Raw genomic sequence first — 12,146 nt, 5'->3', positions numbered from 1 at the left:
TGGGACACCGCGACCCCGAGCAGCACGATCACCGCGCCGACCGGCTGGTACCAGGTCAGCCGCTCCTGCAGGACGATGACGCCGGCCAGGATCGCGAAGATCGGCATGATGTAGGTGACCATCGAGCTCATGCTCGCGCCGACCAGCCGGATCATCCGCAGGTTCAGCACGAAGGCGATCCCACTGCCCAGCGCGCCGAGGGCGATGACGCTGCCGATCGCCTCGAGCGAGAGCGACCACGGCGCCGGCGGTGTCTGCCCGGACACGATCGGGGCGAAGATCGCGAGCTGAACGGTTGAGCAGAGCAACAAGGCCGCCGACAACGAGGTCCCGGACAGCTTGCTGCCGGCCAGGAACTTCTTCTGGAACGGGATGGCGATGCCGTACGACACCGCGGCCGCCATGCAGAACAGCTGGCCGACCAGGTCGGAACCGCCGTGCAACTGCCAGGCGCCGAGCACGACCATCATGCCGAGGAAGCCGATCAGCAGGCCGAGCACGCGTTGCAGGGTGAACTTCTCGGTCCGGAACGCCAGCACGGCGATGGGCAGCACGACCAGCGGGGTGATCCCGTTCCAGATGCCGGCCAGCAACGAGGGGATGCGCTGTTCGCCGTACCCGAACAAGGTCCAGGGCACGGCCGAGCCGATCGCGCCGGCAACGAAGCTGAAGGCCCAGATCCGGGGCGACCTCGGTAGCGACTCACGCTTGACCAGCAGGACGGCGAGCAGGACGAGCGTGCCCGCGATCACCCGGCCGAGCGCCAGGTACGCCGGGTGCAGCTCGCGCACGCCGATCGAGATGAACAGGAAGCTGCAGCCCCAGATCGCGCCGAGGGACAGCATCACCGGAAGCCAGGCACGCACCGGCGGCCTGTCAGGAGTCGCAAGGGTTCTCACTCCTGACATCCTGCAGCATGCCGCCGACAATTTCCTCTTTCTGCCCGCAATTGGGCAGCAGTGCGTGCTGTTGCCTGGTGCAACCGCAATTCGGTCGCCGGTGGGGCCTGCGCGGCGCCCGTGGTCTCGCGGCGGACGGTCGGCGAAGTACGGGCAACGCTGCAAGCGACCCGGCGCAATCTGCGGGTCGAGACACAGCGCGAGGCGGTAAATGCGCTGACTGATATTGGGGTGGGCGGGGCAGGATGGCGGCATGGGTTTTGACGTGGAAGCAGTTCGCAAGCAGTTCCCTGCGTTGAGTGAGGGAGCGGCGCATTTCGACGGGCCGGGTGGTTCGCAGACGCCGCAGGTGGTGGCCGATGCGGTCGCTACGACGATGGTGTCGGCACTCGCCAACCGCGGGCAGGTGACGGCCGCCGAGCGACGCGCGGACGGCATCGTGCTCGACGCTCGCCAGGCGATGGCCGACCTGCTGGGCACCGACCCGCGGGGCATCGTCTTCGGCCGGAGCATGACCCAGCTGACGTACGACTTCGCCCGCACGCTCGCCAAGGACTGGGGACCCGGCGATGAGGTGATCGTCACCCGGCTCGACCACGACGCCAACATCCGGCCCTGGGTGCAGGCGGCCGAGGCAGTCGGCGCGACGGTTCGCTGGCTGGAGTTCGACCCGGACACGTCCGAGCTCGACGACATCGCCCCACTGCTCTCGTCGCGAACCCGCCTGGTCGCCGTGACCGCGGCATCCAACCTGCTGGGTACCAAGCCGGATGTCGAAGCCATCGCGAAGCTCGTCCACGAGGCGAGCGCTTTGGTCTACGTCGACGGTGTGCACCTGACGCCGCACTCGCCGGTGGACGCGCGCTTCGCGGACTTCTACGTCTGCTCGCCGTACAAGTTCTTCGGACCGCACTGCGGTGTGCTTTCCGCCTCTCCGGAGCGGCTCGAGGGACTGCGGCCGGACAAGTTGCTTCCGGCAAGTGATGCGGTGCCGGAGCGGTTCGAGTTCGGAACGCTGCCGTACGAGTTGCTCGCCGGCACGACGGCCGCGGTCGACTTCCTGGCCGGGCTCGGGGGAGCGGGCGACAGTCGCAGGGAGCGGCTGCTGAGCTCTCTGGCGTTGCTGGAGGACTACGAGGACGGGTTGAGGTCGGAGCTGGAGACGAGGCTGGGCGAGATCGGGGGAGTCACGCTCTACGGTCACGCGAGGCGGCGTACGTCGACGGTGTTGTTCTCCGTCGACGGCTGGGACTCGAAGGCCGTCGCCGCCAAGCTGGCCGAGTCGGGTGTCAACGCTCCGGCGGGTTGCTTCTACGCACTCGAGGCGTCCCGGCATCTCGGCCTGGGCGACGCCGGCGCGGTCCGCGCGGGCATGGCGCCGTACACGAATCAGTCCGATATCGACCGCCTGGTCACCGCACTGGACCTATTAATCAATTCCATGGGGTAAGTCCGCTAAACTCCCCTCCGTGAGAGCACCCACTCAGGTCTTCTTCCAACTCAACCCCACAGACCCACTCCGTCCCGCCCACGGAACAGCCACGCACTGGACCGCCCCCGGCATGGAGATCCAGTGGACTCGCAGCAGTGAGGTTCTGATTACTGCGTCTGGCGAGGTCTCGCGGGTAGCTCTGCGATGGGACGAGCCCGTTCCTGCCGATGCGCTGGTTCTCGGCGACGCCTGGGAGCGGTCCTACGGTGATCTCCAGTGGCGTCACCTCCAACCCGACCGCCTCCTCCCGTGGTACTGGCTCGGCCACGACGAGAAGACCGGCGCAACCTTCGGCGCCGGCGTCGACGTCCACCCCGGCGCTTTCTGCTCCTGGACCGTCGACCAAACCGGCTTCACCCTCTGGCTCGACCTCCGCAACGGCGGTGGCCCGACCGACCTCAACGGCCGCGAACTGACAGCCGCCGTAGTACGGCAGTTCGAGGACGCCGGCACGCCCTGGCTCACCCTGCACTCCGCCATCGAGGCAATGAGCTCACAGCTCACCCTCAAGGACATCGGCCCAGTAGTCGGCGCCAACAACTGGTACTACGCCTACGGCGAAGGCTTCGACGAGAAAGCAGTGCTCCAAGACGCCGCGACCATCGTCGAGCTCGCCGACGGCCATCCGGTGAAGCCGTTCAGTGTCGTCGACGACGGCTGGAACCCCGGCGGCAACGGCTCCGGCGGCCCATGGGACAGCGGCATCCCAGGCCTCTTCGACGACCTGGCTCATACCGCCGCAGCCATCAAAGACATCGGCGCCCGCCCAGGCCTCTGGTTCCGCCCGCTCCTCTCCCGCGAACCCGGCCCCTGGGCCCGCCCCGGCCAGTACGACGGAACCGGCCGCGCCCTCGACCCGACGTACCCGGAAGTCCTCGACCTGATCCGGGCGGACCTGCACCGCTTCAAGGACTGGGGATTCGAGCTGGTCAAGCACGACTTCAGCACCTACGACCTCTTCGGCCGCTTCGGCCCGGCGATGGGCGCCCGCCTGACCGACGACGGCTGGCAGTTCCACGATCCCACCCGCACTACCGCCGAGATCATCCTCGACCTGTACCGCGAAATCCGCGCGGCCGCCGACGACCTCGTACTGATCGGCTGCAACACAGTCGGCCACCTCGCCGCCGGCCTGGTCGACGTCCAGCGCACAGGCGACGACACCTCCGGTCGCGACTGGGAGCGGACCCGCAAGATGGGCGTCAACTCGCTCGCCTTCCGCCTGCCGCAGCAGCACCGGTTCTTCACCCTCGACGCCGACTGCGTGCCCTGTACGCCGCAGACGCCGTGGGAGCTGAACCGGCAGTTCCTCGACCTGATCGCCAGATCCGACAGCGCGCTGTTCGTCTCCGTCGACCCCGCCGCACGGACGGCGCGGACGAATCGCGATCTTGGCCACGGTATACGGTTGGCGCTCAGTGGTGGCGACGCCGCGGACGGTGGGATCGAGCCGCTCGACTGGCTGGTGAACACGACGCCCGCCAGGTGGCGCGCCGGCACCAGCACGGTGGACTACACGTGGTCGCAGCCGTGGGGCGCGGACCCCGCAGCTGGCTGAAGATGGGGGAGTGGTGAGCAGCGACGGGCCGCCGGCAGTGGTACGCCGGGGTACGAATCTGGATCGTGTGGGCGGCTTCAACGACACGGTCGTGCTGGACGCGATCCGGCGCGCCGAACAACGCCTGAGCCGGGTCGAGATCGCGGCCGCCACCGGACTGTCCGGCCAGGCCATCTCCAACATCACCCGCCGGCTGCTCGACGCCGGCCTCGTCCGCGAAGCCGGCCGCCAAAAGGGCGCCGGTCTCGGCAAACCCCGCACCCTGCTCGAGCTGGAACCCACCGGCCAGTACGCCGTCGGCGTGCACCTCGACCCGGCGGTGGTCACGACGGTCGTACTCGACCTGACCGGACAGGTCGTGGTCCGGGACCGCGCCGAGACGCCCGCGTCGGACGATCCGGACGTGCTGATCGCGGGCATCGCCGCCACGGTCGAACGCGTCATCGCCGAAGCCGGCGCGCCACGGGAACGCGTGGTCGGCGTAGGCATCGCCGCGCCTGGACCGATCGACGTCGAGCGTGGTGTCGTCGTCGACCCGCCGAACCTTGCCGCCTGGCACCTGGTCCCACTTCGCGATGCCCTGCGGGCCCGCACCGGCCTCCCGGTCCTGCTGGACAAGGACGTCACCGCCGCGGCCTCGGCCGAGAAGTGGGCCGGCGGGCCGAACGGCCGCGGCAGCTTCGTCTTCTTCTACCTCGGTACCGGCGTCGGGGCCGGCCTGGTGATCGGCGACGAGGTGGTCCGCGGTTCGAGCAGCAACGTCGGCGAGATCGGCCACGTGATCGTCGACCCCGACGGTCCGGTCTGCTACTGCGGACGCCGCGGCTGCGTCGGCGAGACGAGCCAGCCGCGCTATCTGGTCCAGCAGGCCGTCCAGGCCGGAGTACTTGCCAAGGGCATCGATCTTGACGACCGGCACGCCGTCGATCTCGGGTTCGCCGAGCTGTGCGACCAGGCTGCCGCCGGGCCGGGCGTGGCGCGCGAACTGGTCGTCTCGCTGGTGGAACGGATCGTCAAGGTGGTCGAGGACATCGCGAACCTGCTCGACCTCGAGCGCGTCGTCTTCGGCGGCCCGCACTGGGACCAGCTCGCTCCGTTCTTCGACGACGCGGTCCGGGCAGCGCTGGTCGAGCGCTTCCTGGTCCGCTCGGTCCACCCCTTGGCCGTCACCGGTACTGCGCTCGGCGCAGACGTCGGCGCGGTCGGTGCGGCCAGCCTGGTGCTGGACCACACCTTCTCTCCCAACCCCTCAGTGCTCTTGCTCGGACCCGCAGAGAGCGCTCCACCTGCCGTCGTCGGGTCCACTGAAAGGTGATGTCTCCATGACCGGTATCGATCCCCAGGTTCTTGCCCGCGCCACCGAGGAGGTACGCCGGGCGACCGGTGACCAGGTGATCGCGGACATGTTCCACCGGTCGATGGCGGAGAACCTGCCCGCCGTCGCGGAACGGCTGCCGGACGGTACGACGTTCGTGCTGACCGGTGACATCCCGGCGATGTGGCTGCGTGACTCCGCTGCCCAGTTGCGGCCCTATCTGGTGCTGTGCGCCGACGACCCGGCACTACAGGACACGCTGATCGGCGTCCTGCACCGCCAGCTCGAGTACATCGCGATCGACCCGTACGCCAACGCCTTCAACCGCGAGCCGAACGGCGCCGGCCACACCGGCGACGAGACCGAGATGTCGCCGTGGGTGTGGGAGCGCAAGTACGAGATCGATTCGCTCTGCTACCCGATCGAGCTGGCCTACCGACTGTGGCGGATCACCGGTCGCACGGACGTGATCGACGACCGGTTCCGGGTCGCGGCCGAGGCGATCCTGGAGCTGTGGACGATCGAGCAGGATCACGAGACGAATTCGCAGTACCGGTTCCAGCGGCACGACGATCGGGAGAGTGACACCCTCGTCCGCGAAGGCCGGGGCCGGCTGACCCGGCCGACGGGCATGTCCTGGAGCGCTTTCCGGCCGAGCGACGACGCCACCGAGCTGGGCTTCAACGTGCCCGGCAACATGTTCGCCTCGGTGGTGCTCGGTTACCTGCAGGTGATCGCGACCGAGGTGCTCGGCGACACCGCGCTGGGTGACCGCGCCAAGGAGCTGAAGGCCCGCATCGACGAGGGCATCGCGGAGTACGGGACCGTCGACCACCCGACGTTCGGCCGGGTCTACGCCTACGAGGTGGATGGCTTGGGCGAGCAGTTGCTCCTCGACGACGCGAACATGCCGAGTCTGCTGTCCCTGCCGATGAGCGGCTTCGCCGCACCCGACGACCCGACGTACCGGGCGACCCGCTCGCTGCTGCTCAGCCCCGAGAACCCCTACTACTACAGCGGTACGCACGGAGCCGGGATCGGCAGCCCGCACACCCCGCCGGACCACATCTGGCCGATCGCACTGGCGGTCCAGGGCCTCACCAGTACGTCGGCGCAGGAGCGGCAGCAGCTCCTCGAACTGCTGCGCGACACCACCGGCGGTACCGGGCAGATGCACGAGTCGTTCCACGTCGACGACCCGACGGTGTTCACCCGCGAGTGGTTCTCCTGGGCCAACGCCATGTTCTGCGAGCTCTGCCTCAGCCACGCCGGCCGCACCCTCAGCTGACGTCGCGCCGCCGGGTGGTGACGACAGCCAGTACGACGAAGGCGACGGCGTAGCCGAGCATCGTCAGGAGCGCGCGATCCCCCGACACGGCATCCCGTACGCCGGGTGGCGCGTCGGCCGGGTTCATCCCGGTCACGCTGAACACCAGTGCGCCCGCGTTGGCACCCGGCATCGCGTCGGACAGGAACTCGAGATCGGGGAGCAAGCTGCTGACCACACCGGCCAGCAGCGCCTCGATCCCGAGGATCCAGACCACGCCCAACCCGATCGGGAGCGCAACGTTGCGGAAGGCAACGGCCAGGGCCGCGCCGGCCAGACACCACAGGGTGAGGACGAACCAGCCGCCGGCCAGTGCTTCCAGCACGGCGATCGGGCGCGGCCAGTCCATCGGCGCACCTTCGCCCGCGGCGATCGCGATGCTGCACAAGGCACAGGCGGCGAAGATGCCGAGCACCCAGACGGCCAGCATCGTGAGCAGTCCCAGCAACTGGCCGGCCAGCATCGTGCCCCGGCCGGGACGCTGGGTGAGGATCGTCTTCAGTGTTCCCCAGGTGTACTCGCCGCCGACCACGATCGCGCCGAGCACCAGCGCGAGCGCTCCGGCGAACACCGGGAAGCCACCGATCGTGTTGTCCAGCACGCGTTCCGGCAGGACGCCGCGCAGTACCTCGGAGCGGGGAATGCCGTTGGTCTGCGGATTGTCGTCGCCGGTCACATAGCCGATGTAGGGCAACAGGTAGCCGAAGATCAGGCTCAGCACCAGGCCGGCCCCGAACAGCACCCAGACGGCGGATCGTTTGCGGAGCTTGAGCAGCTCGGCGCGGTAGCTACCCAGCATTGGCCTTCTCCTTGCCAGTCTCGGTCGTGAGTTCGAAGAACACGTCCTCGAGGGCGCGTTCGGTGCTGTGCAGCTCGGAGACCGCGATGCCCGCCTCGACCAGGACGCGGTTCACCTCGGCGGCCCGGTCGGGGGCGACCTTCACCCGCAGCGTGTCGTCGTACAGGTGAACGGCGGCGGCGCCGAGGAAGCCGATCAGCAACGAGTGGGCGCGGTCCCGTGGGGTCGCGCGGACCACCAGCTCCTGCTCGGTCCGCAGTTCGTCGACGGTGTGCTCGGCGACCATCCGGCCCTGGCTGATGATGCCGACGCGGTCGCAGATCTGCTGCACCTCACCGAGCAGATGGCTGGACAGCAACACGGTCCGGCCGTCGGCGCCGAGCTCGCGGATGAGCCGCCGCATGTCCCGCATCCCCGCCGGATCGAGTCCGTTGGTGGGCTCGTCGAGGATGACCAGTTCGGGATCCTTGAGCAGGGCCGCGGCGACACCGAGCCGTTGCTTCATGCCCAGCGAGTACGTCGAGAAGCGGTCCTTGGCGCGATCGGCGAGATCCACCAGCGCGAGTACTTCGTGGACCCGGGTGCGCGGCACTTCGGCGTACTCGGCCAGCAGGCGGAGGTTGTCGAGACCGGACAGGTACGGGTAGAAGGCGGGCGACTCGATCATCGAGCCGGTGCGGGCCAGCACCTTGGCCTGGCCCGGGGCGCCACCGAGGACCCGGACCGAGCCGCTGGTCGGCGCGATCAGGCCGGTGAGGATGCGCAGGGTGGTGGTCTTGCCGGCGCCGTTCGGTCCGAGGAAGCCGTAGACCTCACCGGGCAGCACGGTCAGATCGACACCGTCGACAGCCAGGGTGTCGCCGTAGCGTTTGGTCAGGCCCGAGACCTCGACCAGCGGGGCAGTGGTTGCGTTCATGCCTCGACAGTGCCGGTTCGCACCCGTCCACCGCGTCGCCCGCGGGGAGTGACTCTGTCTACCGCGCCGGGAGTATCAGCCGAGCCAGCCGGGGCGGACGAGGCCGGTCTGGTAGGCGACGACGACGAGTTGGGCGCGGTCGCGGACGCCCAGCTTGATCATGGCGCGGCTGACGTGGGTCTTGGCGGTGGCCGGGCTCAGCACGAGACGTTCGGCGATCTCGTCGTTGGACAGCCCTTCGCCGACGAGCGCGACGATCTCCCGCTCGCGGTCGGTCAGGACATCGAGTTCCTTGCTCGCGTGCGGCTGGCGGCTCCGGGTGGCGAACTCGGCGACCAGGCGGCGGGTGACGCCAGGGGACAGCAGCGCGTCACCGCGCGCCACGACGCGGACGGCCTGCAGGAGTTCGACCGGCTCGGTGTCTTTGACCAGGAACCCGCTCGCGCCGACCCGGAGCGCCTCGAACACGTACTCGTCGAGATCGAAGGTCGTCAGGATCACCACGTGCACGTCACAGAGCGTTTCGTCGGCGCCGATCAACTTGGTCGCCTCGAGCCCGTCCATGCCGGGCATCCGGATGTCCATCAGTACGACGTCCGGCTTCTCCGCCCGTGCCAGCTCCAGCGCGGCGGCACCGTCGGCGACCTCGCCGATCACCGTGATGTCGTCCTCGGCGTTCAGCAGCGAACGGAATCCGGCACGCACCAGCGCCTGGTCGTCTGCGATCAAGACCCGAATCATGCGCCCACGCTATCGGTAGGGACGGTCAGGCGAGGCCGGCGTCGTGGGCGAGGAGGGCGATCTGGGTGCGGTTGCCGAGGCCGAGTTTGCCGAGGATGTGCGAGATGTGCGCTTTCACCGTCGCCACGCTCATGTGCAGCTCGGCCGCGATGTCCGCGTTCGCCTTGCCCTGCGCGACCGCGAGCACCACGTCGTACTCCCGCGGCGACAGCCGGGTGAGGGCGTCCCGGGCTCGCGTGTGGGCGTCGGCCTGGGTCGCCGCCTGGTCCATCAGCCGCCGGGTGATCGCGGGCGACAGGATCGGGTCACCCGCCGCGACCCGGCGTACCGCCTCGACGATCTGCGCCGGTGGGGTGTCCTTCAGCAGGAACCCGCTCGCTCCGGCCCGCAAGGCGTGCAGCACGTTCTCGTCGGTGTCGAACGTGGTCAGCACCACGACCTCCGGCGGATTCTTCCGGGCCCTGAGGCGCCGGGTCGCGACGATCCCGTCAACCCGCGGCATCCGCAGATCCATCAGCACCAGGTCGGGGAAGTGCGCGTCGATCGCCGCCGGCACCTCGTCACCGTCGGCGGCCTGGGCGACCACCGCGATACCGTTCGCGCCGTCCAGCATCATCTCCAGACTGGCCCGCACCAAGGCATCGTCGTCCACGACCAAGACCCGGATCGTCATGGCGGCCAGGGTAGCGAGGCCTGCAGACGGAACCGCCCATCAGCCGCCTGTCCGTGGTCCAGCGTGCCGCCGGCCAGGTGCACCCGCTCGGTCAGCCCGACGAGTCCGGTCCCGCTCCCTGGCGTCAGCGGTACGCCGTTCCCGCTCGGGTTGGTCACCTCGATCCGCAGGGACTCACCCGGTCGCCCGTCGACGACCAGCGTGACGGGCTGCCCGGCCGCGTGCTTGCGCGCATTCGTGAGGCCTTCCTGGACCACCCGGTACGCCGTCCGCCCGGTTGCCGGTGGCAACAATTCGGCGGAGTGGACGGATTCGTCGTACCGGATCTCGGTGCCGGCGTCCCGTGATTCGGCCACGAGTGCGGCCAGATCGGCGAAGGTCGGTTGGGGCCGTCCGCCGGGGAGTTCGTCGATCTCGCTGTCGCGCAGGACGCTGATCACCTCGCGCAACTCGTCGAGCGCCTGATGGACGCCGGCCCGGATCACGCCCGCCGCCTGCGCGAGTTTCTCCGGCGGCGAGTCCGGCCGGTACTCCAGTGCACCGGCGTACGTCGCGAGCAACGACAACCGATGAGCCAGTACGTCGTGCATCTCGCGCGCCATCCGGGTCCGCTCCAGCGTGCGTGCTTCGGCGACCCGGCGGCCTTGCTCCTTCTCGGCCCGGACAGCGCGTTCTCGCAGCGAGTCGAGGAGTGCACGGCGGGCCTGAGTCCACTGGCCCCAGCCGAGCAGGGCAGCGTGCACGGCGACGTCCAGGACGGCGTACCAGATGAGGTCGTGGCCTTCGATCGGGCGCCACAGGTACTGGAGGAGATGTCCGGCGACTCCCGCCGCGGCGACGAGTGCGGCGGTTTTGAGCGGACGGCGCTGGGCGACCGTCAGTGTGCCGACGGTCGAGGGCGGGGTCGCGCCGGGGGAGAGCGCTGCGAGGGCGGCCAGCGTCAGCGCGCCGGCGATCGGGTGCCGGGGGAGCACGAGGATGAGGCCGCAGGCAACGATCCCGACCACGATGTCGAGGGTCAGCCAGCCGGTCTGCAGACCGTTCGACTGCCGGCCGAAGATGGTCATGGCCGACAGGGTTCCCACCGCGCAGACGGCGAGGATGTCGGCTCGGCGGCTCCGGCGCGGTCCGCTGCAGCTCCGCTCCATTCCGCCGAGACTAGGCTGCTCGACCGCTCCCCACCACCGACCAAAGTCGGTACCGCGCCGACTTGCGGTCAGGGTGGTTGAGCCGCTCAGCCGATGCCGGTGGACAGCCCTCTCGCCGAGTCTTCCTTCATGACCACTACCTCGAGCACCACCACCAATCCCGTCCGTGTCGCCGGCCGCAGCCGATTGGCAGTGGTCGGCGTCACCGCCCTCGCCGCCATCGCCTGGTGGGCTGTGCTGGCCAAGGCCTTCGGAATCGAACTCCAAGCAGAGCAGCGCTCGACGACGATCCAGGTCGGCTTGGTGGCCGTTCTGTTCGCGGCCGTCGCGATGGCCTTCGCAGGCTGGGCTCTGCTCGCCATCCTCGAACGCAAGACGATCGCTGCTCGCAAGGTGTGGACCATCGTCGCGGTGATCGCCTGCGTGCTCTCCTTGGGCAGCCCGCTCGTGGGTGGCATCGGTACCGGCGCCAAGCTCGGCCTGGCTTCACTGCACCTTGTCGTGGGTGCGGTGGTGATCCTCGGCCTGCGTCGCACTGCCCTCTCCACAGCCGAGCGCTGCAAGCCTTGAGGGGCCCTACCGCATTTGGGCGGCCCGGTAGAAGCCTTCGATGTGAGCAGTGATGAGGGCCGCGGCCTGGTCGCCCTGGCCGGCCCGGATGGCCGCCACGATCGCCCGGTGCTCGGTGCGCAGCCCGCCCGCGGTGGCGTCCCAGTCGGCCAGGTTCGGTACTGCGGCCAGCACGTACCCGTGAATCGCGGTGCGCAACGACGACATCACCGCCGCGATCAGCACATTGCCCGCGAGCGCCGACAGCGCGACGTGGAACTCCGCATCCAGTAGGTGGAACTCCTCCGGCGCCAGCCCTGGAGCATCCATCCGGTCCAGCAACTCCTCGGCCGTCTTGAGTTGCTCATCGCCGGCCTTGTTCTGGGCGGCTTCGCGGGCCGTCCAGGACTCCAGCAGAACCCTGGTCTGGACGATGTCCCCCATCGGCAGGTGGTTGGTGGCGAGGTGCAGGCGCAGCAACGCGGTCAGCGGCGCCGCCGGCTCCGCAACGATCACTGCACCCGCTTCGGGGCCGGAGCCAGTCGCAGTACGGACGATGCCCATCGCCTCGAGCACCCGGACCGCCTCCCGCACCGACGGTCTGCTGATCCCGAGCTGCTCGGCCAGGGAGCGCTCGCCCGGCAGCCGGCCACCCAGCCGGAGCCGGCCCGCCGCGAGATCGGCCTCGACCCGGTTCAGGACCAGCTCGTAGTTCTTCACAGACGCGAG

11 protein-coding genes and 1 pseudogene are annotated in these 12,146 nt (G+C 69.3%); 5 read left to right on the top strand and 7 right to left on the bottom strand.

All coding sequences use genetic code 11. From position 1 onward, the window contains the following. Positions 1-17: 17 nt before the first annotated feature. Positions 18-845 (bottom strand): annotated as a pseudogene (locus ACQPYM_RS25475) (DMT family transporter); the annotation flags it as partial. Between the two features lie 307 nt (positions 846-1,152). On the opposite strand from ACQPYM_RS25475, the gene ACQPYM_RS25470 reads away from it, so the two are divergent. From ACQPYM_RS25470 to ACQPYM_RS25455, 4 genes are read left to right on the top strand one after another with little or no spacing between them, the layout of a single operon-like run. Further along, complete coding sequence (locus tag ACQPYM_RS25470; protein ID WP_433004697.1) at positions 1,153-2,349, top strand: cysteine desulfurase-like protein; 1,197 nt, start codon at positions 1,153-1,155, stop codon at positions 2,347-2,349. A gap of 19 nt (positions 2,350-2,368) precedes the next feature. Further along, positions 2,369-3,949 (top strand): hypothetical protein, encoded by a 1,581-nt coding sequence (locus ACQPYM_RS25465; protein WP_433004694.1) that lies wholly within the window; start codon positions 2,369-2,371, stop codon positions 3,947-3,949. 13 nt (positions 3,950-3,962) lie between these two features. Beyond that, positions 3,963-5,264 (top strand): ROK family transcriptional regulator, encoded by a 1,302-nt coding sequence (locus tag ACQPYM_RS25460; RefSeq protein ID WP_433004691.1) that lies wholly within the window; start codon positions 3,963-3,965, stop codon positions 5,262-5,264. A gap of 7 nt (positions 5,265-5,271) precedes the next feature. Continuing rightward, the gene (locus ACQPYM_RS25455) at positions 5,272-6,552 is read left to right on the top strand and encodes a glycoside hydrolase family 125 protein (RefSeq protein WP_433004688.1); all 1,281 of its coding nucleotides are present in this window, start codon (positions 5,272-5,274) and stop codon (positions 6,550-6,552) included. Here ACQPYM_RS25455 and ACQPYM_RS25450 read toward each other — a convergent pair. The 5 genes from ACQPYM_RS25450 to ACQPYM_RS25430 all read right to left on the bottom strand — a co-directional run bounded on the left by ACQPYM_RS25450 (position 6,545) and on the right by ACQPYM_RS25430 (position 10,787). Beyond that, positions 6,545-7,390 (bottom strand): ABC transporter permease, encoded by an 846-nt coding sequence (locus tag ACQPYM_RS25450; RefSeq protein WP_433004685.1) that lies wholly within the window; start codon positions 7,388-7,390, stop codon positions 6,545-6,547. The two genes, ACQPYM_RS25455 and ACQPYM_RS25450, sit on opposite strands and share 8 nt — an antisense overlap. After that, entirely contained in the window at positions 7,380-8,306 is a 927-nt protein-coding gene (locus ACQPYM_RS25445) for an ABC transporter ATP-binding protein (RefSeq protein ID WP_433004682.1), read from the bottom strand. The genes ACQPYM_RS25450 and ACQPYM_RS25445 overlap by 11 nt, the downstream gene beginning before the upstream one ends. 75 nt (positions 8,307-8,381) lie before the next feature. Beyond that, positions 8,382-9,047, bottom strand: a complete 666-nt coding sequence (locus ACQPYM_RS25440; RefSeq protein ID WP_433004679.1) for a response regulator — start codon at positions 9,045-9,047, stop codon at positions 8,382-8,384. A 25-nt stretch (positions 9,048-9,072) separates the two neighbouring features. Then, entirely contained in the window at positions 9,073-9,720 is a 648-nt protein-coding gene (locus tag ACQPYM_RS25435) for a response regulator (RefSeq protein ID WP_433004676.1), read from the bottom strand. After that, positions 9,717-10,787, bottom strand: a complete 1,071-nt coding sequence (locus ACQPYM_RS25430; protein ID WP_433004673.1) for a sensor histidine kinase — start codon at positions 10,785-10,787, stop codon at positions 9,717-9,719. The genes ACQPYM_RS25435 and ACQPYM_RS25430 overlap by 4 nt, the downstream gene beginning before the upstream one ends. Positions 10,788-10,997: 210 nt before the next feature. Between ACQPYM_RS25430 and ACQPYM_RS25425 the strand changes: the two genes are divergently transcribed. Continuing rightward, entirely contained in the window at positions 10,998-11,438 is a 441-nt protein-coding gene (locus tag ACQPYM_RS25425) for a DUF6069 family protein (protein WP_433004670.1), read from the top strand. A gap of 6 nt (positions 11,439-11,444) precedes the next feature. Here ACQPYM_RS25425 and ACQPYM_RS25420 read toward each other — a convergent pair whose 3' ends face one another. After that, entirely contained in the window at positions 11,445-12,137 is a 693-nt protein-coding gene (locus ACQPYM_RS25420) for a FadR/GntR family transcriptional regulator (protein WP_433004667.1), read from the bottom strand. Positions 12,138-12,146: the final 9 nt, after the last annotated feature.

This window comes from Kribbella sp. CA-294648 (assembly GCF_050943845.1).
In the GTDB taxonomy this organism is placed as follows: domain Bacteria; phylum Actinomycetota; class Actinomycetes; order Propionibacteriales; family Kribbellaceae; genus Kribbella.
This window is presented reverse-complemented; position numbering and strand designations above follow the sequence as displayed.